The sequence below is a fragment of the Acidovorax sp. Root219 genome (assembly GCF_001428665.1).
GTDB lineage: Bacteria > Pseudomonadota > Gammaproteobacteria > Burkholderiales > Burkholderiaceae_C > Acidovorax.
The window spans coordinates 66,797-92,720 of record NZ_LMIJ01000047.1; the positions used below are offsets into that span (position 1 = coordinate 66,797).

The following is a 25,924-nucleotide window of genomic DNA, read 5'->3' on the forward strand; positions in this document are numbered from 1 at the left end:
TGCGGCTTACTGCGTGGCCCAGGCGGCGAAGCGCTTCTCCAGCGCCTCGCCCTGGTCGGCCCAGAAGCCCACGCTGAACTGCAGTGCCTCCCTGGCGTTGGCGGCGGAGGTGGGCAGGTCGTCCAGCACCTTCTTGTCCAGCTTGGCCAGGGCCTTGGTGTTGGCCGGGCCGTAGGCAATGTTCTGTGCGTAGGCCGCCTGGTTGGCGGTCTGCATCGTGAAGGCGATGAACTTCACGGCAGCGTCCTTGTTCGGCGTGCCCTTGGGCACGGCCCAGTAGTCCAGGTCGTAGATGCCGCCGGGCCAGTAGATCTTGAGGTTGCGGCCTTCACGGTTGGCCGCGTCGATGCGGCCGTTGAACACCGTGGTCAGCACCACATCGCCGGCCACCAGGAACTGAGGTGCCTGGGCACCGGCCTCCCACCACTGGATGCTGGGCTTGAGCTCGGTCAGCTTCTTGAAGGCACGGTCAGCGCCTTCCTTGGTGGCCAGCACCTTGTACACGTCGGCGGGCTTGACGCCATCGGCCAGCAGCGCAAACTCCAGGTTGTAGCGGGCGCCCTTGCGCATGCCGCGCTTGCCGGCGATTTTCTTGGTGTCGAAGAAATCGGCCCAGCTGGTGGGCGGGGTCTTGAGCTTGTCACCGTTGTAGGCCATGACGGTGGACCACACGAAGATGCCCACCGCGCAGTCGGTCACCGCTGCGGGCAGAAGGTCGGCCTTGTCCACGATCTTGCTGTATTCGAGCTTCTCGAACAGGCCTTCGTCGCAGCCGCGCGCGGCATCGGGCGATTCGAGCTCCACCACGTCCCAGGTCACTTTCTTGGTTTCGACCATGGCCTTGATCTTGGCCTGCTCGCCGTTGTACTCCACGGCCACGATCTTGTTGCCGGCCTTCTCATAGGGCTCGTAGAACGCCTTCTTCTGGGCATTGGCATTGGCGCCGCCGAAGTTCACGACGGTGATCTGCTGTTGTGCCAGGCTGGGCAGGGCCATGCACGCGGCAAGGGTTGCGCAGGCGATCAAACTCTTTTTCATGGTGCAGTTTCCTTGGAAAGGACGGTGGGACAGTGAAGGTCGAAAACGGGGGCTGCGCGTCAGACCGCATAGATGCGGGTGGACACCGGTGGGAACTCCAGCAGCACCTGCTGGCCCGGTTGGGGCGAGGCCGGTGCGTCGGGATGGGTGAGGGCCAGCTTGAGGGTGGCCTGCTCCTGGCCGTGGCCCAGGTCGCACATGAGGCGAAGGTGGTCGCCGTGGTAGATGGTGCGTGCCACCGTGGCCGGCACGGCCGAGCCCCGGGGGTAAGCGGAGTAAGGGTGCAGCACGATGCGCTCGGGCCGCACGCAGGCCTGCACGCGGGCACCCAGGGCGGCCCCATTGACGTTCACGCCGGGCAGCAGGTAGCCGCCGGGCAGCTGGATGGCCGTGCCGTCGCCAGCGCCCTGCAAGGTGCCGCTGAGCACGGTGTTGTCGCCCACGAAGCCGGCCACAAAGCGGTTGGCGGGGCTTTCGTACAGGTCTTGCACGCCGGCCAGCTGCTGGATGATGCCTTCGTTGAATACGGCCACCCGGTCGCTCATGGTCAGGGCCTCGCCCTGGTCGTGGGTCACGTACACGAAGGTCACCCCGAGCTGGCGGTGCAGCTCCTTGAGCTCGATCTGCATGTGCTCGCGCAGTTGCTTGTCCAGCGCGCCCAGGGGCTCGTCCATCAGCACCAGCTGCGGGTTGAAGACCAGGGCCCGCGCCAGCGCCACGCGCTGCTGCTGCCCGCCCGACAGGCGGGCCGGCAGGCGCTCGCCCATGCCAGACAGGCGCACCATGTCCAGCGCCTTGCGCACCCGCTCCTGCTGCTCGGCGCGGGGCACCTTGCGCACGGTGAGCGGGTAGGCCACGTTCTGCTCCACCGTGAGGTGCGGGAACAGCGCATAGTTCTGAAACACCATGCCGAAGTTGCGCTTGTGCGGCGGCGTGCCGGTGATCTGCCGGCCTTCGAGCAGGATGTCGCCCGCCGTGGGCGACTCGAATCCGGCCAGCATCATCAGGGTGGTGGTCTTGCCCGAGCCCGAGGGGCCCAGCAGGCTCAGGAACTCTCCGCGCTGTATGTCCAGGTCCAGCGAGCGCACGACCAGCTGTTCGCCGTCATAGCTCTTCTGCACGCCGCTGAAGCGGACCAGGGGTTCTTCGGGGGTCATGGTGTCTTCAGGGTGAGAAAGGGATTGCGGGCCGGCTCAGGCCACGGCCGCGAAGCTGTCGGCCAGGATGGCCAGGCCTTCGTCGAGCAGCTCGTTGGAGGCCGTGAGCGGCACCAGGATGCGGATCACGTTGCCATGGGTGCCGCAGGACAGCAGGATCAGCCCGCGGCGCGCGGCTTCGGCCACCACCTTCTTCGTGAGGGCCGCATCGGGCCGGGCGAGGTCGCCGCCCTCGAACAGCTCGATGGCCACCATCGCCCCCAGGCCACGCACGTCGCCGATGGCGGGCACCTTGGCTGCCATGTCCTTGAGCGCGCGCACCAGCAGGGCGCCCATGTCCTGGCTGCGTGCCAGCAGGTGTTCCTTCTCGAAGGCCTCGATCACGGCCAGTGCTGCGGCGCACGCCACGGGGCTGCCGGCGTAGGTGCCGCCCAGGCCGCCCGGCGCGGGGGCATCCATCACCTCGGCACGGCCCACCACCGCCGCCAGCGGGAAGCCCCCGGCCAGCGACTTGGCGGTGGTGACGAGGTCGGGGGCCACGGGCCACTGCTCGCTGGCGAACCACGTGCCGGTGCGGCCGGCGCCGGTCTGCACCTCGTCGGCGATCAGCAAAATGCCGTAGCGGTCGGCCAGCGCCTTGAGGCCGCTGATGAATTCGCCGGGCGCAATGTAGAAGCCGCCTTCACCCTGCACGGGCTCGATGATGAAGGCCGCCACGCGCTCGGGCTCGATGTCGTTCTTGAAGATCAGCTCCACCGAGTGCAGGGCCTGCTCCACGCCCACGCCGTGCAGCGCGTTGGGGAAGAGGGCGTGGTACACCTCGCCGGGGAAAGGGCCGAAGCCTATCTTGTAGGGTGCCACCTTGCCGGTGAGGCCCAGTGTCATGTTCGTGCGGCCGTGGTAGCCGCCGGTGAAGGCGATCACGCCGGGGCGGCCAGTGTGGGCACGGGCGATCTTGACGGCGTTCTCTACCGCTTCGGCGCCGGTGGTCAGCAGCAGGCTCTTCTTGGCAAAGGCGCCGGGGGCCAGGGTGTTCAGGCGTTCGGCCACCTCCACGTAGGGCTCATAGGCCACCACCTGGAAGCAGGTGTGGGTGTACAGGTCGAGCTGGGCCTTGACGGCCGCGATCACGCCGGCATGCAGGTGGCCGGTGTTCAGTACGGCGATGCCGCCGGCAAAGTCGATGTAGCGGCGGCCTTCCACGTCCCACAGTTCGGCGTTCAATGCCTTCTGCACGAAGAACTCGTGGGCCTGGCCCACACCTCGGGCCACGGCCGCGTGGCGGCGGGTGATGAGGGCGGCGTTGGTGAAGTGGCGGTCGTTCTGCATGGCGTCGGGGGGTTGTGTGAACAACCGGAGATGAAGGAATGGGACGGATTCTGGAAGCCGCGCCACGGCCCGTCCATGTACAGCCGCACGCCGTTGGCCGCGCACTGTGCAGGTCTAGAATCCTGTACAGGCATTCCCTGATCCGGTGTGTGCCAACACGGTGCACAATTCGCTCCCTTTTCTGCTTTCCCGATGCTCACTCTCAGCCCGGACCTCCAGACACCTCTGGTCAGCCAGATCGTCGATGGTCTGCGAGGCCTCATCGTCAGCCAGGTGCTCAAGCCTGGCAGCAAGCTCCCCTCGATCCGCGCGTTCGCGGCCTCCCACGGTGTCAGCGTGTTCACCGTGGTCGAGGCCTATGACCGGCTGGTAGCCCAGGGCTGGCTGGTCTCGCGTGCGCACGCGGGCTTCTTCGTCAAGCGGCGCGGCGACGAGACCGGTGTGCCCGCAGGTGGTGCGCGGGAGCGGCCCGTGCCCCGTTTCGATGCACGCTGGTACCTCAAGCAAATTTTCGAAAACCGCAATCTGCCGATGAAACCGGGTTGTGGCTGGCTACCCCACGACTGGTTGTTTGGCGATGCGGTGCGCCGCAGCATGCGCCAGCTGTCATCGGACGGCCCCGAACTCGACGGCTATGGCCTGCCGCATGGCCACATGGCGCTGCGCATGGTGGTGGCCGAATCGCTGGGCGAGCAGCACCTGGCGGTGGACCCCGACCAGGTGCTGCTGACCCAGGGCTCCAGCCAGGCGCTAGACCTGGTGGCGCGGCTCCTGCTCAAGCCCGGGGACGTGGTGCTGGTGGACGACCCCGGCTACCCCAACCTGCTGTTCATGCTGCGCTTTGCAGGGGCCCACCTGGTCGGCGTGCCGCGCACGGCCACGGGCTATGACCTGCCTGCGCTGGAGGCGCTGCTGGTGCAGCACAAGCCCAAGGCCTTCTTCACGCAGCCACGGTTGCAGAGCCCCACCTGCTCCATGGCCTCGGTGGCGCACCTGCACCGGCTGCTACAGCTCGCCGAGCAGCACGGTTTCGCCCTGGTGGAAAACGACATCTATGTCGACATGGACAGCAGCGTGCGCCCCTCGCTGGCCAGCCTGGACCAGTTGAGCCGTGTGATCTACGTGGGCAGTTTCTCCAAGACCATCTCGCCCAACCTGCGCACGGGCTATGTCGCGGCCCGGCGTGACGTGCTGGACGACCTGCTGCAGCTGAAGATGGTCTCGGGCCTCACCTCGTCTGACATCACCGAGCGCATCACCTTCGGCGTGGTGACGGACGGGCGCTGGCGCAAGCACCTCAAGTCCCTGCGCGAACGCCTGGCCGAGGCGCACCGCAGCGTGGGTCGCAAGCTCCTGTCGCTGGGTTTCGAGCTGTTCCACGAGCCGGAGGCCGGAATGTACCTGTGGGCACGCCATCCTGACCTGCCCGACAGTGCCGAGCTGTCCAAGGAAGCCACCGGCGAGGGCATCATGCTCGGGCCGGGCCAGCTGTTCCTGGTGGACCCGCGGCCCACGGGGTGGCTGCGCTTCAACGTGGCCTTCAGCCAGGACGAGCGCCTGTGGCGTTTTCTGGAGCAACGCATCCAGCTGGGGCAGCAGGCGGCCCAGTAGCCCGCTGGGCGCCGGTGCTCTCACCGGTCGATGATGCGGCGCGCGAACTGCTCCAGGTAGTCCATGAGCTGGTTAGCGCCGGCCACGGCATGCGCCTCGTCGCCGCTGGCGATGCCCTGCGCCAGGTGCATGTGGGCGCGCGCGCCCTCGGTCACGTCGCCCTCGTGCTGGTAGGCGTACCAGAAGCGGCGGCACTGCACGATCAGCGGCGCCACGGACTTCACGGCCGACTGGTTCTGGCAAGCCAGGTGCACGATCTGGTCGAGCCCATGGTCGGCCAGCATGTAGCCATCGAGCTCGCCGCGCTCCGCAGCGCGCACCATCTCTTCGGCGCAGCGCACGATGGCCTGGCGCTGCGGCGCGGTGGCGCGGCGGGCCGCGCACGACGCGATCAGCCGCTCCAGCACGCGGCGCGTCTGGATCACGTCCAGGTGGTCTGCCAGGTCGATGTTGGAGACCTGCAGCCCGCGGCGCGGCTGCTGCACGATGAGCCCGATGGAGACCATGCGCAGCAGGGCCTCGCGCACGGGCGTGCGGCCCAGGCCGGTGCTCTCGGCGATCTCGGCCTCCACCACGGGGCTGCCGGGCTGCAGCTGCAGGGTGGAGATCATGGCCTCGATGGCGTCATAGGCCACGTCCGCCGCGCGCCGCTTGGGGCCGGTGTCTTTGCGGAGGGGTGTGCTGCTGCTGGGTGTCATCGAGTGGAAGGGGCCTGGTAGGGCATGGCCCCCGGGCTGGGGACCATGGGGTCTGCACCATCTTAAATCACAGGCTGGCACCGGCCTTGCGCAGTTCCGCGATCTGCGGAGCCTTGGGCAGCCACAGCTTGTCGAACTCCTGGATGGTGGCCTCGGGGTTGAAGGACGACGCAGTCTTGAAGGCGATGGAGGTGCCCTTGAACTTCTCGATCAGGCCGGCCTCGGTGGTCACGATGTCGTTGATCTGCGCGTCCAGCGACTGGGCGGTCAGCTTGCGGATGAGGTCCTTGTCCTTGGCATCCAGCCCCTGCCAGATGCGGCCCGAGACGAGCGGTGCGAACGGCATGAACAGCGCGTTCATCTGCAGCAGGGTCTTTGCGACCTTGTCGAAGCGCTGGTTCCACGAGAACTCGATGTCCGCCTCCAGTCCATCCACCTGGCCGTTGCTCATGGCGTCGAACACCTGGGGTGTCGGAATGGGCGTGGGCGCGGCGCCCAGCATCTGGTAGAAGTCGCGGTACACCGGCGTGGGGTTGATGCGCAGCTTCATGCCCTTGAGGTCGGTGGGCACGGAGATGTCCTTGGTGGAGAACACCGCGCGCATGCCGGTGATGCCCCAGCCCAGGCCGATGGTGCCGGTCTCGCGCGGCAGCACATCCAGCAGTTTGGTGGCCGCAGGGTGCTTGACCAGCTTGGCCACGCTGGGCGTGGAGCGCACCAGGTAGGGTGCATTGATGGCGGCGATGCTGGCCACGCGCGAGCCCAGTTCGGCCGCCTGGATCCAGCCCATGTCGAGAGCGCCGGACTGCAGCTGCTGCATCATCGCCGCCTCGTTGCCGAGCTGGCCCGAGTGGAACACGGTCAGGCTCAAACGGCCATCAGTCTCCTTCTTGAGCGCCTCGCCGAACTGCAGCGCGGCGCGGTTCCACGAGTGGCCGGCAGGGGTGATCAGGCCCAGGCGGAATTCCTTGGCGCCCGCACCCTGCGCGAATGCCGGCATTGCGAGCGGTACGCCCACGGTGGCAGCGGCGGCAGCCATGGCATGGCGCTGGATGAAATGGCGGCGGGAGACGGACGTGGTGGTCATGGTGAACTCCGTGTTGGAAGGGATGGGACGTGAGAGGGCTGAAAAGGACGCTGCCGGCTACTTGAGCAAGGCCAGCGACAGGCTGGGGAACAGGGACAGCAGCACCAGCGCCACGCAGCTGATGATGAAGAACGGCAGGGTGACGATGAACATCTTTCCGGGCTTGGCCCCGGTCACCGCCGATGCGACAAAGAAGCTCAGGCCCACGGGCGGCGTCATCAGGCCCAGCACCAGGTTGATGACCACCACCACGCCGAAGTGGCGCGGGTCGATGTGGTAGACCTCGGTGGCGATCGGCAGCAGGATGGGCACGGTCATGATGAGCCCCGGGATGCCGTCGATCACCGTGCCGATGACCAGCAGGATCACGTTGGCCAGCAGCAGGAAGGTGACCGGGTCGTGTGCCACGGTCTGTATCCAGGCGGCCACCATCTGCGGCACCTTGCCGTAGATCAGCAGCCACGAGAACACGGCGGCGGCGGCCACCAGGAACAGCACCACGGCCGAGTAGATGGCCGAGCGCAGCAGGATGGCCGGCATGGCGTTGAAGCGAAATTCCTTGGTCACGTAGCGGCCCACCAGGGCCGATGCCAGCGCGCCCACGGCTGCGGCCTCGGTGGGGTTGGCCAGGCCACTCAGGATGGAGCCGACGATCACCAGGGGGATCAGCAGCGTGGGGCTGGCATGCACGATGGTGCGCGCGCGCTGGGCCAGCGTGCGCCTTTCACTGCGCGGGTAGTCGTAGACGAAAAAACCCATCAGCGCGATCACGACGAAGAACAGCAGCGTGAGCAGCACGCCGGGGATGATGCCGGCGATCAGCATGTCGCCCACGGCCACCTGGGCCAGCACGCTGAACACCACGAACATCACCGAGGGCGGGATGATGGGCCCGAGCATGCCGCCGTATACCGTGAGGCCGGCGGCAAAGGTCTTGTCATAGCCCTGCTTTTCCATCTCGGGCACCATCACCTGCGACATGATGGCCACCTGCGCCGTGGCCGAACCGATGATGGACGAGACCAGCATGTTGGCCAGGATGTTGACGTAGGCCAGGCCCCCCTTGACCGAGCCGATGAAGGCCATCGACAGGTCCACCAGCCGGCGCGTGATGCCGCCGCTGTTCATGATCTCGCCGATCAGGATGAACAGCGGGATGGCGATGAGCCCGTAGCTGTCCACCCCCGCGAACATCTGCATGGGAAACGACTGGAACAGCACCGTGCCGCCGGTGGCGAAGATGTAGACGATGCCCGACAGGCACAGGCACACGCCGATGGGCACACCCACCAGCAGCGCAACAAGGAAGAAGAGGGAGGTGATCATGGAGGGGCCTTCGGGAGTCTTCAGTTCACGGCGTCGGCGTTGACCACGTCGAAGCCCGGGTGCATGCGCCGCTCGGCCGCGCCCAGGTCTTCGAGCAGGTTGGCCAGCGCATGCACGCTGAAGGTGGCCGAGAAGATCGGCAGGATCAACTGCAGCACCCAGGTGGGCCAGTTGAGCGTCTGCGTGCGCTCGGTATAGAGAAAGTTGAAGCTCTCGGCCGCGTACTCCCTGGCGTCGAAGCCATAGCGCGCGATGCCGATCGGGTCCATCCACTGCCAGCACATCCACAGCATGGCCGCGCCGAACAGCAGCACACATGCTGTGGCCACGCCCTTGATGGCCTTCGCGGCGCGTGCACCCAACTGGTCCGTGAGCATGGTCACGGCAAAGTCCATGCGCAGCCGCGTCATGACCGAGGCGCCCACGAAGGTCAGCCACACCACCGTGTACACCGCCGCCTCGTCGATCCAGTAGATGGGCACGCCGCTGTAGCGCGTCACCACGTTGAGCAGGATCAGCGCCACCAGCAGGGTCATGAGGGCGGTGAGCAGGTGGCGCTCCATGCGCAGCAGCCAACTGGAGCAATCCAGCAACCAGCGGATGGGGGCGCGTGGTGGCGCCACGGGAGGGGTGGCAGAGGTGGAAGCGGAGGGCATGGGGGTGGCTCTGTTGGAGTGGTTATGGAGGAGGGATCAGTGGCAACAAAATAAATATCTTCTTAATATATGTAGAAGCAAGATGAGTGCCCGTAGCGGAGGGTGCGAATGCCCTGATCGGGTGCTTCCTGCAGCGGGGGCTCAGCCGGAGGGGGCGTCGTCGCCAGCCGCCGCCAGGGTGGCGATGCGTGCCGGTGCCAGCAGGTGGCGCGGCGGCGCCGGCGTCCAGCCGAACAGGTGCTGCGTGGCGGCGCTGCAGATGCGCCCCTGGCAGGCACCCATGCCGCAGCGCGTGTGCAGCTTGGCGTCGATCCAGCCGGTGCGGCCTGCCAGTTCGGCGTGCGGCACGTCCTCGCAGCGGCACACCAGGGTGTCTGGCCGGGCCAGGGTCTTGAGTGATTCGTTCAGTGCGAAGGACTGCTGCAGTGCCTGGGCAAAGCCTTCCCAGCGGCGCAGTGTGGCCTGCAGCGCGTGCACCGGGGTGGTGTTGCCTGCAGCGGCATGGCCGGCGATGGCGCCCTGGGCCAGTGCACGCTCGCTGCCGCCAAAGCCGGTGCACTCGCCAGCGGCATAGACCCCGGCCACGCTGGTGCGCATCTGTGCATCGACCTGCAGGCCCAGGCCGCCACTCAAGGGTCCGCCCAGCGCGCAGCCCAGCAGCTGTCCCAGGTGCGTGTTGGGCACCAGGCCGAAGCCGCACGCCAGGCGCTCGCAGGCAATGGTTTCTTCACCACGCCCCGTGCGCAGGCGCACGGACTGCACCTGGCCTTCACCGACGGCTTTGAGCACATGGCTGCCTGCACGAAGTTGCGGGTGCAGCAGCGTGAATGCCTGCACGGCCTTGGCGGGCCAGCGCGGCAGCTGCGCGGCAAAACCTGCGAGCGCGCGCCAGCCGGCCTGCTCGGCCACCCGCACCACCTGGGCGCCGGCCTGGGTGGCGGTGGCAGCGGCGGCCAGCAGCAGCGGGCCTGTGCCCGCGATCACGATGCGCTGGCCCCGCACGGGCAGCCCGGCCTTAATGAGGGCCTGCAAGGCGCCCGCACCGGTCACACAAGGCAGCGTCCAGCCCGGAAAGGGCAGCAGCAGCTCGCGCGCACCATTGCACAGCACGATGCGGTGGCTGTGCTGGGTCCAGCCCCGGTCGGCGTCTTCGAGAAGCAGGGCAGGGGCATGGTCGGCCCGTTGCCGCTCGCCCAGGCCCACCACGCGCGTGCCGCACAGCAGCCGGATGTTGGCGTGCCGCGCCAGGGCCTCGCGGTGCTGGCGGGCCAGGGGCGGCAGCGTGGCACCGGGGCCGTCGCGCCAGATCTGGCCGCCGGCTGCGGGGTTGTCGTCCACGATGGTGATGGCAGCGCCGCTGGGCGCTGCGGCCAGCGCTGCGGCCATGCCTGCGGGGCCGGCACCGATGATGAGGATGTCGCAGCGCTCATGCGTCGGCGAGGGGCTGGAAGAGGTCATGGGCATGGCCTGCCGGTATCGGTGTGGACCTGCATGCCTTCGGTGCACACGGTCTGGCAGGCCAGGCGCGTGCGGCCGTCGATGCGTACCCGGCACTCGTGGCACACGCCCATGCCGCACAGCGGCGCGCGCGGCTGGCCGGTGGTGGAGGTGCGCGTGCGGCCCGGCGGCACCTGGGCCAGAGCTGCAGCCACGCTCGTGCCGGGGGCGACCTGCAGGGGCGTGCCATCGGCGTGGATCCGTACCGTGGGGGCAGTCATGCGATCAGGCTCCCGGCAAAGCGCTCGGGCGAGTAGGGGGTGGGATCAAGCGGCAGCGTGGCGCCCGTGATCTGCGCAGCCAGCAGCTGGGCCGTGGCCGGCGCCGTGGTCACGCCCAGCCCTTCATGGCCCACGGCCAGCCACAGATCCGGTTGGTGCGGGTGGCGGCCGATGATCGGCAGGCCATCGGGCGTGGCCGCGCGAAAACCCGTCCAGGTGCGGATGGCGTTGAGATCGGCCAAGCCCGGCACGTAGTCGAGCGCACGGCGCAGCATGCGTGCCAGCACGGCGTTGTCGATGTCCGGGTCGGTGGTGTCGAACTGGCGCGACGAGCCGATCAGCAACTGCCCCGTGGGCCGCGGCTGCAGGTTGAAGGCCACCGAGGTGCCGTCGCTCTGGTGGGCGTTGGTGATGTAGCCCAGCTCCACCAGTTGGTGGCGCACCGTGCCGGGGTAGCGGTCGGTGATGGCCAGGTGCCCCTTCTTGGGGCGTATCGGCAGGCCGGGGCACAGTGCCGTGGCATGGATGCCGGCGGCCAGCAGCACCGCACCGCCCTCGCGCACGCTGCCATCGGCCAGGTGCACGCGCCGGCCATCGATGCGCGCCACCTGGGCATGCTCGACCGGAAAGGGCCGCGCCGCATGCGCCAGCAGCCACTGCGCGGCGTTGGGGGCGTAGACCACGCTATCGCCACCGACCTTCAAGGCGCCGTGCAGGCCGGGGCGCAGCGCGGGCTCCAGCCGGGCCAGCGTGGGGGCGTCCAGCAGCTCGCAGGCGATTCCGTGCGCGCGCAGGCCGTCGGCCTTGGCTTCGGCGCCGGCCATTTCTTCGGCATTGGCCGCGATCCAGAGCGTGCCGCAGTTGGCATACGCGCAGCCGGGCAGGTCGGCATTCATGCGCGGGCCCCAGGCGTGCCATTGGTCCAGCGAGGCCTGGCTCAGCGCCAGTTCGGCCGCGTTGTCGTCCATTACCACCAGGTGGCCCATGCCGGCCTGCGTGGCACCGCCCCGGCGGGCATCAAGCACCAGGACCGACAGCCCGGCGTTGGCCAGCAGGTGGGCACAGGCGGCACCCACCATGCCGGCACCGATGACGATCACGTCCGCAGCTTGCATGGGGTGGCTGGCTTAGAGGCGGATGCCCCAGCCGAAGGGGTCGTTCGGCTCGATGAGCAAGGTGGCTTCGGCGCTCATGTGGGCCGTGCCGCGCAGCGTGGGGATGATCCTGCCTGGGGTGGCGTCCTGCTCGTAGCGGGCCTCGAAGCTGCTGCCGATGATGCTGGCCTGGCGCCACACCTGGCCGGGCTGCAGCTTGCCATCGGTCGCCAGACAGGCCAGCTTGGCGCTGGTGCCGGTGCCGCAGGGCGAGCGGTCGTAGGCGCCGCCGGGGCAGAGCACGAAGTTGCGGCTGTCGGCCACATCATCGTCGGCAAAGAGTTCGATGTGGTCGATATCGCCGCCGTTGTCCCCGCAGATGCCCTGGTGCTTGAGCGCCTGCTGCACGGCGCTGGTGTAGGCGGTCAGCGCTGGCAGGTTGTCGCTGGCCACGCGCTGGCCGTGCTCGCTCATCAGAAAGAACCAGTTGCCGCCCCAGGCCACGTCGCCCGTGACGGTGCCGATGCCCGGCACTTCAAGGGACAGGCCCTGGTGCAGCCGGTAGGCGGGCACGTTGCGCACGCTGACCGAGCCATCCCCGTGCAGCGTGGTCATCACCGTGCCCACGGGCGTCTCGATGCCGTGCTCGCCCGGCTGTATGCGACCCAGGTAGGCCAGCGAGGCCACCAGGCCGATGGTGCCGTGGCCGCACATGCCCAGGTAGCCGGTGTTGTTGAAGAAGATCACGCCCGCCGCGTTGGCCGGGTCCTGCGGCGCGCACAGCAGCGCGCCCACGATCACGTCGTTGCCGCGCGGCTCGAGCACCGTGGCCGCGCGCCAGGCATCGTGCTGGCTGGCCAGCAGGGCGCGGCGCTCGGCCATGCTGCCCGTGCCCAGCTCGGGAAAGCCGCCCACCACCAGGCGCGTGGGCTCGCCGCCGGTGTGGGAGTCGAGGATCTGTATGCGTTGCATGGCACTGTCGTGGGTCATGGTGGGTCGCGTGGGTTGGGGTGTGAGGATCGTAGCGGGAGCCCCGCCGCGACCCCGGCAGTTTCAGTAGCTGGCGAGGGGGACGGGGGCGGCGTTCCTGAAGGTCAGCACCGTGATCGGCGCCTGCTTGAGGTTGCCCTTGTCGTCGTAGGCATAGGTGCCCGCCACGCCCTGGTGGCTTGCCAGGTACATCTGCGCTCCGACCTTGGCAGGCTCCACGGACTGGGCTTTCTGCATGGCATCGGCCATGAACATCACCTGGTCGTAGTAGGACGCTGCGTAGGCATCGGCATCGAGCTTGAAGCGCGCCTTGTACTTGGCCTTGAAGGCCGGGCCGCTCGCGGCCTTGTCGAGCATGGTGCCGCCCTGGGCGCAAAACACCGTGTCGTTCACGGCCTCGCCGCCGAGCTTGCCGACCTCGGGGCTGCACAGCGTGTCGCCGCCCAAGAGCTTGGCCGTGAGGCCCAGTTGCTTCATCTGGCGCGCCATGGGCGCCGCCTGCGGGGCATAGCCGCCAAAGAAGATGGCCTGCGGTTGCTTGCCCTTGAGGCTGGTGAGGATGGACAGGAAATCGGTGGACTTGTCGGTCGTGAACTCCTGGCCCACCACGGTGAGGCCCTGTTTCTTCGCCTCCTTGGTGAACTGGTCGGCCACGCCCTGGCCGAAGGCGGTGCGGTCGTCGATCACGGCGACCTGCTTGACCTTGAGCACCTGGGCGGCATAGACGGCCATGTTCGACCCGATCTGGGTGTCGCTGGCGATGATGCGAAACAGGTTCTTGTAGCCGTTCTCGGTGACTTTGGGGTTGGTGCCCACGGTGGAGACCATGGCACCGCTCTCGCTGTAGACGCGCGAGGCCGGGATGGCCACGCCCGAGCAGTAAGGCCCCATGACGAACTTCACGCCGCTGTCCACGAGCTTTTGCGCCACGCTCACGCCGGTGCGGGCGTCGCACTGGTCGTCCTCGGACACCAGTTCGAACTTCAGGGTCTTGCCCCCCACCACGATCTTCTTCGCATTGAGCTCCTCGACGGCCAGGCGCACGCCGTTCTCGTTGTCCTTGCCCGCGAACGCATTCGGGCCCGACAGCGGGCCGCTGTGGCCGATCTTGACGACCTGCTCCTGCGCGAATGCCGGTGCCGCCAGCAGCAGCAGGGCTGCCAGCGCCGTGGGGGTCATGAATCTGGATGCCATGGGAGACCTTTGGGTGGAAGAAGGGAGTGGGGGAGGGCGCGGGCGCTCAGGCGACCGACTGGTACTCGGTGGGGCGCGTGTCCAGCGCCTTCTTCACGACGCGCTCGATGAAGGCGCGCTCCTCGCCGATCAGCGGCAGGCGCGGGCGGCGCATGTGCTCGGTGCCCACGCCCACCAGCACGTCGATGAGCTTGAGGTTCTGCACCAGCTTGGTCGATACATCGAGGTGCAGCATCGGCGTCATCCACTGGTACAGCTTGAGCGCTTCGGCAAAGCGGCCGGCCTTCATCAGGTCGTACAGCGCCACGGTCTCGCGCGGGAAGGCGCATCCCACGCCGGCCAGCAGGCCGTCGCAGCCCAGGGCCAGACCTTCGTAGGCCAGGTCGTCCACCCCCAGGAAGAGCTGGTAGCGATCGCCCACGGTGTTGCGCAGGTCGGTGATGCGGCGGATGTTGTCCGTGCTCTCCTTGATGGCGGCGATCCACTCGCAGTCGGCCAGTTCCAGCATGTGCTCGGGCTTCAGGTCCACGCGGTAGGCCACGGGGTTGTTGTAGACCATGAGCGGCTTCTGTGCCACCTTGGCCATGGCGCGCACATTGGCCATGGCTTCGCGCGCATCGGCCACGTAGATCACCGAGGGCATCACCATGTAGCCGGCCACGCCCAGCTTGTTGCCGCCATCGATGTAGCGCAGCGCCTCGCGGGTGCTGGTCTCCGAGACGTTGGCCAGCACGGGCACGCGGCCATCGGCGGCGTCGAGCGCGATCTTGGCGACCTGCAGCTTTTCTTCCAGCGTGAGGGTGCTGGCCTCGCCCAGCGAGCCGCAGGTCACCAGGCCGTGGATGCCGTTGCGGATCTGGAAGTCGATGTGGCGCGCCGTGCCTTCGGCATCGATGCTCTCGTCGGCGTGGAACTTGGTGGTGATGGCGGGGAAGATGCCTTGCCAGCGGGGATTGCTCATGGGGTGAACTCCTGGGGAAGAAAGAAGGAACGAAGGGGGTGAAGGAAAGCAGTGGCTGGGATGAATCGGTGTCGTTGGTAAATATATTAAGAAAATATTTGAAATATCTTGTGAGGGTATTTAGCAGCTTGCGTGCCAGCCGAATTTGCGCTTGGATGGGCTGCATCCGGGCGTTCGGGGGCTGAAGAAGCCTGCCAGGGGGCCTTCGTGCATCGTTGTTGGGCGCTGGGCACCGCAACGGGGCATGACTTTGGTGCGGGGCGGATGCGAAGGGATCCCAGACCCGCAACGCCCTTGCGATGCTGCTTCGAGGCCCTTGCCAGCCGCGTTCGGGACAGTCAAGTGCAGTGTCTCTAGAGGCCGCAAGCCGTTTCAGCTTGCTGCCTCGATAGAATCTGTGGTTATCTCCAAAAATGGGGTTGCCGCGCCCTGCGCGAGCGGCCCACCATTCGTTCCAGGCCCGTTGCCCCTTTTCGCCCATGACCAACAACACCACGCCTTCGATCTCGGTTGCAGACATCCGCAAGTCCTTCCTGGACTTTTTCGCCTCCAAGGGCCACACTATCGTGCCCTCGAGCTCGCTGGTGCCGGGCAACGACCCGACGCTGATGTTCACCAACTCCGGCATGGTGCAGTTCAAGGACGTGTTCCTGGGCACGGACAAGCGCCCCTACAACCGCGCGGTATCGGTGCAGGCCTGCCTGCGCGCCGGCGGCAAGCACAACGACCTGGAGAATGTGGGCTACACCGCGCGCCACCACACCTTCTTCGAGATGCTGGGCAACTGGAGCTTTGGCGACTACTTCAAGCGCGAGTCGCTGCATTGGGCCTGGGAGCTGCTGACCACCGTGTACAAGCTGCCCCCCGAGCGCCTGCTGGCCACCGTGTACCAGGAGGACGACGAGGCCTACGACATCTGGACCAAGGAGATCGGCCTGCCGCCCGAGCGCGTGATCCGCATCGGCGACAACAAGGGCGGCCGCTACAAGTCCGACAACTTCTGGATGATGGCCGACACCGGCCCCTGCGGCCCCTGCAGCGAGATCTTCTACGACCACGGCGACCACATCCCCGGCGGCCCCCCCGGCAGCCCCGATGAAGACGGCGACCGCTTCATCGAGATCTGGAACAACGTGTTCATGCAGTTCGACATGGCCGAAGACGGCTCGGTCAGCCCGCTGCCCGCGCCCTGCGTGGACACCGGCATGGGCCTGGAGCGCCTGGCCGCCATCCTGCAGCATGTACACAGCAACTACGAGATCGACCTCTTCGACGCGCTGATCAAGGCCGCCGGCCGTGAGACCGGCGTGGCCGACCTGAACAACAAGAGCCTGCGCGTGATCGCCGACCACATCCGCGCCACCGCCTTCCTGGTGAGCGACGGTGTGATCCCCAGCAACGAAGGCCGCGGCTACGTGCAGCGCCGCATCGTGCGCCGCGCCATCCGCCACGGCTACAAGCTGGGCAAGAAGACTCCGTTCTTCCACAAGCTGGTGGCCGAACTGGTGCGCGTGATGGGCGACGCCTACCCCAAGCTGCGCGAGCAGGAGCAGCGCATCACCGAAGTGCTCAAGGCCGAGGAAGAGCGCTTCTTCGAGACCCTGGCCAACGGCATGGAAATCCTGGACACGGCCCTGGCAGGCGATGCCAAGGTGCTGCCTGGCGACGTGGCCTTCAAGCTGCACGACACCTATGGCTTTCCGCTGGACCTGACCAACGACGTCTGCCGCGAGCGCGATGTCGAGGTGGACGAGGCCGGCTTCAAGGTCGCCATGGAAGAGCAAAAGCGCAAGGCCCGCGCCGCCGGCAAGTTCAAGATGGACAAGGCGCTGGAGTACACCGGCGATGTGAACCGCTTCACGGGCTACGAGCAACTGGCCGAGACGGCCAAGATCACCGCCATTTACGTGGACGGCACCAGCAGTGCAGCCCTCAAGGCCGGCCAGAACGGCGTGGTGGTGCTCGACACCACCCCCTTCTACGCCGAAAGCGGCGGCCAGGTGGGTGACGAAGGCACCATCACCAGCGGCTCTGCCCGCTTTGCGGTGGGTGACACGCTCAAGGTCAAGGCCGACGTGTACGGCCACCACGGCACGCTCGAAGAGGGCACGCTGAACGTGGGCGACACCGTGCAGGCCGAGGTCAACACAGCCGTGCGCGCCGCCACGGTGCGCAACCACTCGGCCACCCACCTGATGCACAAGGCCCTGCGCGAAGTGCTGGGCACGCATGTGCAGCAAAAGGGCAGCCTGGTGAACGCCGAGCGCACGCGCTTCGACTTTGCCCACAACGCCCCCGTGACCGATGCCCAGGTGCGCGAGATCGAGCGCCTGGTGAACGAGGAGGTGCTGGCCAACGTGCCCACGCAGGCGCGCGTGATGGACATCGAATCGGCCCAGAAGACCGGCGCCATGATGCTCTTTGGCGAGAAATACGGAGAGACCGTGCGCGTGCTCGACATCGGCACCAGCCGCGAGCTGTGCGGCGGCACGCATGTGCAGCGCACGGGCGACATCGGCCTGTTCAAGGTGGTGGCCGAAGGCGGCGTGGCCGCAGGCGTGCGCCGCATCGAGGCGGTGACCGGCACCAACGCGCTGGCCTACCTGCAGCAGCTCGAAGACACGGTGAACCAGGCGGCCGGCACCTTCAAGACCCCGGTGGCCGAGCTCAACCACCGCATCGGCCAGACCCTGGACAGCGTCAAGGCCCTGGAAAAGGAAATCGCAGCACTCAAGGGCAAGCTGGCATCGAGCCAGGGCGACGAGCTGGTGGGCCAGGCGGTGGACGTGAACGGCATCAAGGTGCTGGCTGCGGCCCTGCCCGGCGCCGACGCCAAGACCCTGCGCGACACCATGGACAAGCTCAAGGACAAGCTCAAGACCGCCGCCATCGTGCTGGCCGCCATCGATGGCGACAAGGTGCAGATCGCTGCAGGCGTGACGGCCGACAGCATCGGCAAGGTCAAGGCCGGCGAGCTGGTCAACTTCGTTGCCCAGCAGGTCGGCGGCAAGGGCGGCGGCAAGCCCGACATGGCCATGGCCGGTGGCACCAATGCGGCGGGCCTGCCTGCTGCGCTGGCCAGCGTCGAGGCCTGGGTGCGCGAGCGCGCCTGATTTGCCACGGCAGGTACACCCGATGGACCTGCCTGGACTGATCCCCAAACCGGGCCGCTGCCTGCTCGCCATGGCTTTGGGGCTATGGATGGCCTGTGCCGCAGGCGCCCCGTCGGATGCTGTGGAGCGCGTGCAGTTCCAGGCGCCTGCCGGTGAGTCGGGTGGCACGGTGACCCTGCAGGCCTGGTGGTACCGTCCGCCCGCCGCATTGGCCCCGGCCACCGGCAAGGACACCAGGCCCCTGCCTGCCGTGGTCATGCTGCACGGCTGTGGCGGCATGCTCAACCGGCGCGGCCAGCCGGCAGAGCGCATGCGCGAGTATTCGGACCTGCTCAACCAGCAGGGCTGGCATGCCCTGGCCGTGGATTCGCTGACACCGCGCGGCGAAAAGGAGCTGTGCACCCAGCGCGTGGGCACGCGCAAGATCAACCAGAACGACCGCCGCCGCGATGCGCTGGCCGCCCTGCAGTGGCTGGCCGCCCAGCCGGGCGTGGACGGCCAGCGGCTGGCGCTGCTGGGCTGGTCGCACGGCGGCAGTGCCGTGCTGGCCGCCAGCAACCTGCGCCATGCTGACGTGGCGGCGGCGAAGGTGCTGCCCCGCCTTGCCGTGGCGTTCTACCCCGGCTGTGGCTCCGACCTGCGCGGCGGCTATAGGCCGTCCGCCGACACGCTGATGCTCGTCGGCAAGGCGGACGACTGGACCCCTGCCGCACCCTGCCAGGCCCTGGCGGCGCCGCGCGGCACACCACGCGACGACATCCCGGGCAGCCGCGAGGTGCGGGTGGTGGCCTACGAGGGCGCCTACCATGGCTTCGATGGCACCGTGCCCTTGCGCCTGCGCACCGACGTGCCCAACGGCGTGTACCCGGGGCAGGGCGTGCATGTGGGTGGCCACCCGGTGGCGCGCGAGCAGTCGCGCAAGGAGTTGCTGGCCGCCCTGGGCAAGGCGTTCAACCGCTGACCTGCAGAAGGCCTGCGGTAGGCCCTCGGCGGGTCAGAACAGCTCTACATCGTCGTTGGAGACCTTGGCCGTGAGGTGCCCGCCGGCAATCAGGTCTTCGTAGAAGCAGACCTGGTTGCGGCCGTGCTCCTTGGCGTAGTAGAGCGCCTGATCGGCCTGGCCCAGGATTTCGACCGGGGAGCCACGCGAGGTGCCGACGAAACCCAGGCTCACCGTCACGCGGCCCACCTGCGGAAAGTCGTACTCCTGCACGGTCTCGCGGAAGCGGTTGAACACCTTGTGCGCCCGTGCCAGCGTGATGTTGCGCAGCAGCACCACGAACTCCTCGCCACCAAAGCGGAAAATGCGGTCGTGAGAGCGGAACGAGGTGCGCAGGATGTTGGCGATCAGGATCAGCACCTCATCGCCGTAGAGGTGGCCGAAGCGGTCGTTGACCAGTTTGAAGTGGTCGATGTCCACCACGGCCAGCCAGTTCTGCGCGGGCTCGCTTTCGGAGGCCACTTCTTCGGTGACCAGCGCTTCGGCGCTTTGCGGGCGGTTGCTGCTCAGGCCGCTGGCGGTGCGGGAGAACTGCTCGTCGAAGGTCTTGCGGTTGAACAGGCCGGTCAGCGCGTCGCGTTCGCTGTAGTCCAGCAGGTTCTGGTAGTTCTGGTAGACCAGGAACACGCCCTTGATGACTTCGAGCTTGTGGGCCGAGAACGGGCGCGACTGCGTGATCTCCAGGCAGGTGCTGACCTTCTCGTGCATCCATACCGGCAGCCACAGCGTATGGCGCCCGGGGCGGTGCGAAAGCGCGCTGTTGCCCTGGCTCTTCACGCATTCGCACAGCTCGGGGTACTGCTCCAGCAGTTCGCGCCGGGGGTCGGCGGCAGCCTCGGAGTCGGTGGAGACCAGTTGCCCGTCCTCCACCCAGGTGCGTGGGCGCACATGGGCCACGCCCTTGTCTGTGAACAGCTCCAGCGCCCGGACCGCCTTGATGCCGCTGAGTTTTTGCAGGGTGGAGAGCACCGACACCTCCAGCCGCAGGTGGTCGCGGTGGCCGGTCATTTCAACCAGGTGTTGCAGGATGGGCTTCATAGGCGCGGTGATGGCGGTCGTCCGGTGGAGGGGGCGCTAATTGCGCCGCACAAACACAATATCCCACACGCCATGCCCGAGGCGCAGGCCGCGGTTCTCGAACTTGGTCAGTGGGCGGTAGTCCGGCTGCGGCGCAAAGCCGTCGGCGGTGTTGGCCAGCAGGGGCTCGGCACCCAGCACCTGCAGCATCTGTTCGGCGTAGGGTTGCCAGTCGGTGGCGCAGTGCAGATAGCCGCCAGGCTTGAGCCGGGCGGCCAGCTTGGCGACCAGCGGCGACTGGATCAGCCGGCGCTTGTTGTGCTTGGTCTTGTGCCAGGGATCGGGAAAGAAGATGTGCACGCCATCGAGGCTGGCCGGGGCCAGCATGTGGTCGATGACCTCGACGGCATCGTGCTGCAGGATGCGGATGTTGCCGATCTCCTGCTCGCCGATGCGCTTGAGCAGGGCACCCACGCCGGGCTCGTGCACCTCGCAGCACAGAAAGTTGTCATCGGGGCGCACGCGCGCAATATGGGCTGTGGCTTCACCCATGCCGAAGCCGATCTCCAGGATCAGCGGGGCCGTGCGGCCGAAGGCGGCGGGGGCGTCGAGCGGGGCGGCGGTGTAGGGCAGCACGAAGCGTGGGCCCAGGTCTTCGAAGGCCTTGGCCTGGCCCGTGGTGGTGCGCCCGGCGCGGCGCACAAAGCTCTTGATGGTCTTGGGGTGGGCAACGCCAGCGGGCGCGGTGTTGCCGGCTTGGGGGGCCCTGGCGGCGGGTGCCGCACTGTCGGGGGCGGGGGAAAGGATTGGCAGTTCGGTCACGATGGGCCATTGTAGTTTCTGAACCACGCATTGGCCCATTGCGCCAGCGCATCCCCCGTGCAAGTGTTGTGTGGATGTGCCAGCGCGGGCAGCCCCAGGGCCTGTGCCGCCTGGGCCAGCGCCTGCAGGGGATCGTGCAGGTCCAGGGCCTGGGCACCGTTCTGCTTGGAGAGTTTCTCCCCGTTGTCGCCACGGACCAGGGGGGTATGCAGGTACTGTGGCGTGGGCGCGCCGAGGGCGCGCTGCAGCAGGATCTGGCGCGGGGTGTTGTCGGCCAGATCCTCCCCTCGAACGATGTGGGTAATGCCCTGGGCCGCGTCATCCACCACCACGGCCAATTGATAGGCCCACAGGCCGTCGGCGCGGCGCAGCACGAAGTCGCCGATCTCGGCCGCCACCTCTTGCTGCTGTTCACCCAGGCGCCTGTCGCTCCAGCGCGTGGGCAAGAGGCCGTCGGGCACCCGAAACCGCCAGGACCGGCCGCCCCGCCCATTCAGGCCATGGCGGCAGGTGCCAGGATAGGGCAGGGCTGCATGCCGCTCGCGCGCATGGCCGAGGGCGAGCTGCGCCTCCTCGATGTCCTTGCGCGAGCAGGCGCAGGGGTAGGCCGCGCCTTCGGCCACCAGGCGATCCAGTGCCTGCTGGTAGAAGGCACCGCGCGCGGACTGCCACAGCGGCGGCTCGTCGGGCACCAGGCCGCAGGCGGCCAACTGCTGCAGGATGATTTCGCCTGCACCCGGGATGCAGCGCGGGGTGTCCACGTCCTCGATGCGCACCAGCCAGCGACCGCCACGCCCTCCGTTGAAGGCGCGGGCGTCGAGCCAACTGGCCAGGGCGGCCACCAGAGAGCCTGCATGCAGGGGCCCTGTCGGCGACGGCGCAAAACGGCCGATGTAGCCGGACCCGGGGCCCTGCACAGGGTCCTCGCCTTCTTTCATGCCACGGCGAGTGCCAGCTCCAGTCCGGACACGAAGGCATCTTCCAGGCGGTGGCCCAGGCACCAGTCGCCGCAGGCACCCAGGCCCAGCTGGGCGTCCCACAGGTGGCTGCGGCCCAGGGGGTGGGTGGTCTGGGCATAGCGCCAGCGCTGGGTCTGGGCGTGCGCGGGTTGTGCACGGATGCCGGTCACCTCGGCAAAGGCCTTGATCAGCTTGGCCTGCACGCGCTCGGCGTCGTCTTCGAGGTGTTCGGCCGACCAGGCAGGGCTGGCCTGCACGGTCCAGCGCTCCACGCTGGGGCGGCCGGGCTTGGAGGATTCGCGCGCCAGCCAGGCAATGCGGTGGTGCGTGCTGCGTGCGGCATTCCACTGCGGGCCCAGGGTGGTCAGGCCCGGGCGCACGGCCTGCGGGTAGGCCAACATCAATGTCCAGCAGGGGGCGATGGCGACGCTGGACAGGGCCGCTGACAGGCTGCTGTCGATGGCCGAGGTGGACAGCAGGGCCTGCGCGGGCGTGGCCGGCTGGGCCAGCAGCACGGCGTCGAAGCCGGCGTACACGTGGTGGCCGCCGTCGGGCCCTTCGGTGCGCAGTTGCCAGCCAGGGGCGTTCAAGGCGTCATGCTCGATGCGCGTGACGCAGGTGTCGGTGATCAGCCGGCCGGCCTGGGCCAGCGGTTCGGCCCAGGTGGCCACCAGCGACTGCATGCCGGGGCTGGCGACCCAGTGCGCTTCGCGCGTGGGCAGGCCGGCGGCGGTCACGCGGCCGGCAGCATCCAGCACGCGCACGGAATTGGCGCTCCAGCGCTTGCACACGCCGGGCACGGTGTCGATGGCGCGCGCAAAACGCGCATCGCGCACGGTGAAGTACTGCACGCCGGCGTCGAAGCCGCCAAAGGGTGAGTCGACGGTGGTCGTGCGTCCGCCGGCGGCGGAGGATTTTTCGAAGACGGTGACCTGGTGGCCCGCCTGCACCAGGGTGCGGGCGCAGGCAATGCCGGCCATGCCGGCGCCGATGATGGCGAAATGCCGGGGTGGCTTGGCACTGCCGGCGGTTTTGCGGGTGGAGGGGGTTGTCGTCGTGGTCGCCGCCGCAGCAGCAGGGCTGGGTGCAGGGCGTCGGGGCCGTTTGGCAGGGCGAGAAACAGGTTTGCTCATGGGAGGCCTTTCGGGAACGGTTGGCAGGAAAACTCCGACACCGACCACTCTACACGCCCCACGCAGGGCTGCGCATCAGAAATGATGGTGGTTTTCCAGCAGTGCGCGGCGTGTGGCGGGGCTTTGCAGCTGGTTGAGCCACCACTGCAGCGCGCGGCCGGGCGCGGTGAAGCCCGGGCCGCCCCAGGCGTAGTGGATGGGCACGCGGCGTTCGGGCCGCGCCACCTTGCGTGTCACCAGCCGCCCGGCTTCGAGGTAGGGGCGCACCATGGGCTCGGGCAAAAAGCCGCCGCCCAGCCCGCGCAACTGGGCGCGCACCTTGGCCTGCATGGTGTCCACCGTGAGCACGTCCTGCCCGCCCAGCAGGCCCATGGTGGCGCCGCCGCGCAGCGCCGAGTCGGCCACCGCCACGGCACGGTGCTGCAGCAGGGTGGCGTCGGTGATGGGCTCGGGCACCGATGCCAGTGCATGGTGCGGCGCCACGACGTAGATGAACAGCAGGTCGCCCAGCGTGGCCTGCTGCAGGCCCGCCACGCTGGATCCGGCAATGGTGACGCCGATGGCCAGGTCCGCCCGGCCCGAGGTCAGGGCCTCCAGCGTGCCGGTCATGATGCCGTCGCGCAGCTTCAGGCGGGTGGGGGGCGCCATGGCGTAGAAGGCATCCACCAGCTCCATCATGGTGTGCGGGGAAATGGCGCCATCGACCGAGATCGTGAGCTGCGGCTCCCAGCCCGTGGCCACGCGTCGCACGCGGTGGGCCACGGCGTCGATGTCCTGCAGCAGCCGCGCGCCCTCGCGCAGCAGCTCCACGCCGGCCTCTGTGGGGCGGGCCTGGCGCGCGCTGCGGTCAAAGAGCAGCACGTCCAGCGCATCCTCGATCTGGCGCACGCGGTAGGTCAGCGCGCTTGGCACCAGGCCCAACTGGCGCGCTGCGGCCGCAAAGCTGCCGGCCTCGGCGATCACCTGCAGCATGGCCAGGCTGTCGGGGGTCAGCACATCGCGTGGGTTTTGCATGGTGGTGCCATGGTAATTCAATTTTTTTGAATCATGCCATCAATGTGCCAGCGCCCGGAACAGGGAGCACAGGCCTAAAGTTGCGTCTTGAAAGGGCTACACACCATGCTGACTGTTCGCAAATCCCAAGACCGCGGCTACGCCGACCATGGCTGGCTGCAGTCGCACCACAGCTTCTCGTTTGCTGGCTACCACGATCCCGAGCACATGGGTTTTGGCAACCTGCGCGTGATCAACGAAGACCGCATCGCCGCAGGCATGGGCTTTGGCACCCATGGCCACCGCGACATGGAGATCATCAGCTACGTGCTGTCGGGGGAGTTGGCCCACAAGGACAGCATGGGCAACATCAAGGGCATCCCGCCCGGCGACGTGCAGCGCATGAGCGCGGGCACGGGTGTGCAGCACAGCGAGTTCAACCATGCAGAGGGTCAGACCACGCATTTTCTGCAGATCTGGCTGCTGCCCGACGTGCAGGGCATTGCACCCGGCTATGAGCAAAAGGCCTTTACCGATGCCGAAAAGCGCGGCACGCTCCGCCGGGTGGCCTCGCCCGACGGGGCCGACGGCTCCGTGACCGTGCACGCCGACGCCACGATCTACGCCGGCCTGTTCGACGGCGGTGAGTCGGCCACCCTGGCGCTCGACCCGGCCCGCAAGACCTATGTGCACCTGGTGCGTGGCGCGCTGCAGGTCAACGGGCAGGCGCTGTCGGCCGGTGATGCCGCGCTGATCGAGAAGGAAACGGCCCTGGCACTGACCGAAGGCCGCGATGCCGAAGTGCTGGTGTTCGATCTGGCCCCTTGACCTAATTTTTTGTCCGCCCCCTGTTCTTTACCTGTTACCTGAAGGAGTCCACCATGTTCAATTCCCTGCAAAACCCCCTGGCCCTGGCTTCGCGCCTGCTGCTGGCTGCCCTGTTCCTGCCTGCCGGCATCGGCAAGCTCACCGGCTTTGCCGGCACCGTGGGCTACATCGCCTCCGTGGGCCTGCCCATGCCCACCGTAGCGGCAGGCCTGGCCGCCGCCGTGGAAGTGCTGGGCGGCCTGGCGCTGGTCTTCGGCTTCGGTACCCGGTTTGCCGCACTGGCCCTGGCGTTCTTCACGCTGGTCGCCAGCTTCTTCTTCCATGCCTACTGGGCACTGCCGGCCGACAAGCAGATGATGCAGCAGCTGATGTTCTTCAAGAACGTGGGCGTGACCGGCGGCCTGCTGGCCCTGGCGGCCTTCGGCGCCGGTGGCTGGAGCGTGGACGCACGCCGTTCTTCCAACTGACGTCGCCATCCTGCGGCATGATGGCGTTTTAACGTTGCAAGGAACCGCCGCATGCTGCAGATCGCTGTCGTCTACCACTCGGGCTACGGCCATACCCAGCGCATGGCCCAGGCCGTGGCCGATGGCGCGGGTGCGCAGCTGATCGCCATCGATGCGGACGGCAGCCTGCCCGAAGGCGGCTGGGAAACCCTGGCCGCCGCCAGCGCCATCATCTTCGGCTCACCGACCTACATGGCTGGGCCCAGCTGGCAATTCAAGCGCTTTGCCGACGCATCGTCCAAGCCCTGGTTCAGCCAGGCCTGGAAGAACAAGCTGTTCGCCGGCTTCACCAACAGCGCCGCCACCAATGGCGACAAGCAGATCACGCTCGACTACCTGTTCCACCTGGCCATGCAGCATGGCGGCCTGTGGGTGGGGGCGGGCGTGCTGCCATCGAACTCCAAGGCCGCCACGCGCAACGACGTGAACTGGCTGGGCGCTTACAGTGGTGCCATGGCGCAATCACCTTCCGACGCTTCGGCCGGCGAGATGGCGCCGGGCGACTTGGACACAGCCCGTTTCCTGGGACAGCGTGTGGCCGAGCTGGCTGCACGCTTTAAGTGAAGCACCCCCTGTGTCGCTTCGCGCCTTCCCCCTCTCTCGTCTCGCTGCGCGAGCCGGGAGGGGGACGCCCCCAGCGCGGCGGGGCGGCCCTTGCGCGGGGGCACTGGCCTTGGCCGTGCCAATTTCATGC

Annotated in this window: 24 protein-coding genes; 6 read left to right on the forward strand and 18 right to left on the reverse strand. The window is 67.9% G+C overall.

Translation table 11 applies throughout. The features are described 5' to 3' along the window. Window positions 1-6: 6 nt before the first annotated feature. Genes ASE28_RS30305 through gabT form a run of 3 tightly spaced genes read right to left on the reverse strand, consistent with a single transcriptional unit; the run spans window position 7 to window position 3,524 of the window. Window positions 7-1,038, reverse strand: a complete 1,032-nt coding sequence (locus tag ASE28_RS30305) for an ABC transporter substrate-binding protein (RefSeq protein ID WP_057269717.1) — start codon at window positions 1,036-1,038, stop codon at window positions 7-9. A gap of 59 nt (window positions 1,039-1,097) precedes the next feature. Continuing rightward, the gene (locus ASE28_RS30310; protein WP_057269718.1) at window positions 1,098-2,195 is read right to left on the reverse strand and encodes an ABC transporter ATP-binding protein; all 1,098 of its coding nucleotides are present in this window, start codon (window positions 2,193-2,195) and stop codon (window positions 1,098-1,100) included. Window positions 2,196-2,231: 36 nt separating this feature from the next. Beyond that, a complete protein-coding gene (gene gabT, locus ASE28_RS30315) occupies window positions 2,232-3,524 on the reverse strand; it encodes a 4-aminobutyrate--2-oxoglutarate transaminase (protein WP_057269719.1) in 1,293 nt (430 codons plus the stop codon). Between the two features lie 192 nt (window positions 3,525-3,716). Here gabT and ASE28_RS30320 point away from each other — a divergent pair, with 192 nt between their 5' ends. After that, a complete protein-coding gene (locus ASE28_RS30320; RefSeq protein ID WP_057269720.1) occupies window positions 3,717-5,135 on the forward strand; it encodes a PLP-dependent aminotransferase family protein in 1,419 nt (472 codons plus the stop codon). Between the two features lie 20 nt (window positions 5,136-5,155). Here the strand turns inward: ASE28_RS30320 and ASE28_RS30325 are convergent, their stop codons facing one another. From ASE28_RS30325 to ASE28_RS30370, 10 genes are all read right to left on the reverse strand, one after another. Further along, window positions 5,156-5,833, reverse strand: a complete 678-nt coding sequence (locus ASE28_RS30325; protein WP_057269721.1) for a GntR family transcriptional regulator — start codon at window positions 5,831-5,833, stop codon at window positions 5,156-5,158. Between the two features lie 67 nt (window positions 5,834-5,900). Then, window positions 5,901-6,920: a TRAP transporter substrate-binding protein gene (locus ASE28_RS30330; protein ID WP_057203776.1), complete on the reverse strand. Its 1,020-nt coding sequence runs from the start codon at window positions 6,918-6,920 to the stop codon at window positions 5,901-5,903. Window positions 6,921-6,977: 57 nt separating this feature from the next. Continuing rightward, window positions 6,978-8,246: a TRAP transporter large permease gene (locus ASE28_RS30335; protein ID WP_057269722.1), complete on the reverse strand. Its 1,269-nt coding sequence runs from the start codon at window positions 8,244-8,246 to the stop codon at window positions 6,978-6,980. Window positions 8,247-8,266: 20 nt separating this feature from the next. Then, window positions 8,267-8,902, reverse strand: coding sequence for a TRAP transporter small permease (locus ASE28_RS30340; protein WP_057269723.1), 636 nt, complete (start codon window positions 8,900-8,902; stop codon window positions 8,267-8,269). Window positions 8,903-9,043: 141 nt separating this feature from the next. Continuing rightward, window positions 9,044-10,360: an FAD-dependent oxidoreductase gene (locus ASE28_RS30345; protein ID WP_057203773.1), complete on the reverse strand. Its 1,317-nt coding sequence runs from the start codon at window positions 10,358-10,360 to the stop codon at window positions 9,044-9,046. Beyond that, entirely contained in the window at window positions 10,357-10,620 is a 264-nt protein-coding gene (locus ASE28_RS30350; protein ID WP_057203772.1) for a (2Fe-2S)-binding protein, read from the reverse strand. The genes ASE28_RS30345 and ASE28_RS30350 overlap by 4 nt, the downstream gene beginning before the upstream one ends. After that, window positions 10,617-11,735, reverse strand: a complete 1,119-nt coding sequence (locus tag ASE28_RS30355; RefSeq protein WP_057269724.1) for an FAD-binding oxidoreductase — start codon at window positions 11,733-11,735, stop codon at window positions 10,617-10,619. The genes ASE28_RS30350 and ASE28_RS30355 overlap by 4 nt, the downstream gene beginning before the upstream one ends. 12 nt (window positions 11,736-11,747) lie before the next feature. Beyond that, window positions 11,748-12,686: a 4-hydroxyproline epimerase gene (locus tag ASE28_RS30360; protein ID WP_057269756.1), complete on the reverse strand. Its 939-nt coding sequence runs from the start codon at window positions 12,684-12,686 to the stop codon at window positions 11,748-11,750. A gap of 81 nt (window positions 12,687-12,767) precedes the next feature. Continuing rightward, window positions 12,768-13,898 (reverse strand): branched-chain amino acid ABC transporter substrate-binding protein, encoded by a 1,131-nt coding sequence (locus ASE28_RS30365; protein WP_057269725.1) that lies wholly within the window; start codon window positions 13,896-13,898, stop codon window positions 12,768-12,770. A gap of 46 nt (window positions 13,899-13,944) precedes the next feature. Continuing rightward, the gene (locus tag ASE28_RS30370; protein ID WP_057203768.1) at window positions 13,945-14,859 is read right to left on the reverse strand and encodes a dihydrodipicolinate synthase family protein; all 915 of its coding nucleotides are present in this window, start codon (window positions 14,857-14,859) and stop codon (window positions 13,945-13,947) included. A 479-nt stretch (window positions 14,860-15,338) separates the two neighbouring features. Between ASE28_RS30370 and alaS the strand changes: the two genes are divergently transcribed. Both alaS and ASE28_RS30380 read left to right on the forward strand, forming a co-directional pair. Beyond that, on the forward strand, window positions 15,339-17,972 hold the full coding sequence (gene alaS, locus ASE28_RS30375; RefSeq protein ID WP_057269726.1) for an alanine--tRNA ligase: 2,634 nt from the start codon (window positions 15,339-15,341) through the stop codon (window positions 17,970-17,972). A gap of 22 nt (window positions 17,973-17,994) precedes the next feature. Continuing rightward, window positions 17,995-18,933 carry a dienelactone hydrolase family protein gene (locus ASE28_RS30380; protein WP_057269727.1) on the forward strand — a complete coding sequence of 313 codons (939 nt, stop codon included), beginning with the start codon at window positions 17,995-17,997 and terminating at the stop codon, window positions 18,931-18,933. A 33-nt stretch (window positions 18,934-18,966) separates the two neighbouring features. On the opposite strand, the gene ASE28_RS30385 is transcribed toward ASE28_RS30380, so the two are convergent. From ASE28_RS30385 to ASE28_RS30405, 5 genes are all read right to left on the reverse strand, one after another. After that, window positions 18,967-20,010: a GGDEF domain-containing protein gene (locus ASE28_RS30385; protein ID WP_057269728.1), complete on the reverse strand. Its 1,044-nt coding sequence runs from the start codon at window positions 20,008-20,010 to the stop codon at window positions 18,967-18,969. Between the two features lie 36 nt (window positions 20,011-20,046). After that, window positions 20,047-20,850 (reverse strand): tRNA (guanosine(46)-N7)-methyltransferase TrmB, encoded by an 804-nt coding sequence (trmB, locus tag ASE28_RS30390; protein ID WP_057269729.1) that lies wholly within the window; start codon window positions 20,848-20,850, stop codon window positions 20,047-20,049. Further along, window positions 20,808-21,749 carry a tRNA glutamyl-Q(34) synthetase GluQRS gene (gluQRS, locus tag ASE28_RS30395; RefSeq protein WP_057269730.1) on the reverse strand — a complete coding sequence of 314 codons (942 nt, stop codon included), beginning with the start codon at window positions 21,747-21,749 and terminating at the stop codon, window positions 20,808-20,810. The genes trmB and gluQRS overlap by 43 nt, the downstream gene beginning before the upstream one ends. Beyond that, a complete protein-coding gene (locus ASE28_RS30400) occupies window positions 21,746-22,903 on the reverse strand; it encodes an NAD(P)/FAD-dependent oxidoreductase (protein ID WP_157422185.1) in 1,158 nt (385 codons plus the stop codon). The genes gluQRS and ASE28_RS30400 overlap by 4 nt, the downstream gene beginning before the upstream one ends. 75 nt (window positions 22,904-22,978) lie before the next feature. Further along, window positions 22,979-23,917 (reverse strand): LysR family transcriptional regulator, encoded by a 939-nt coding sequence (locus ASE28_RS30405; protein WP_057269757.1) that lies wholly within the window; start codon window positions 23,915-23,917, stop codon window positions 22,979-22,981. A gap of 105 nt (window positions 23,918-24,022) precedes the next feature. On the opposite strand from ASE28_RS30405, the gene ASE28_RS30410 reads away from it, so the two are divergent. The 3 genes from ASE28_RS30410 to ASE28_RS30420 are packed head-to-tail and all read left to right on the forward strand — an operon-like array spanning window position 24,023 to window position 25,794. Continuing rightward, window positions 24,023-24,724: a pirin family protein gene (locus ASE28_RS30410; protein ID WP_057269732.1), complete on the forward strand. Its 702-nt coding sequence runs from the start codon at window positions 24,023-24,025 to the stop codon at window positions 24,722-24,724. 53 nt (window positions 24,725-24,777) lie between these two features. Continuing rightward, window positions 24,778-25,191 (forward strand): DoxX family protein, encoded by a 414-nt coding sequence (locus tag ASE28_RS30415; RefSeq protein WP_057269733.1) that lies wholly within the window; start codon window positions 24,778-24,780, stop codon window positions 25,189-25,191. Between the two features lie 51 nt (window positions 25,192-25,242). Then, window positions 25,243-25,794 carry a flavodoxin family protein gene (locus ASE28_RS30420; protein ID WP_057269734.1) on the forward strand — a complete coding sequence of 184 codons (552 nt, stop codon included), beginning with the start codon at window positions 25,243-25,245 and terminating at the stop codon, window positions 25,792-25,794. Window positions 25,795-25,924: the final 130 nt, after the last annotated feature.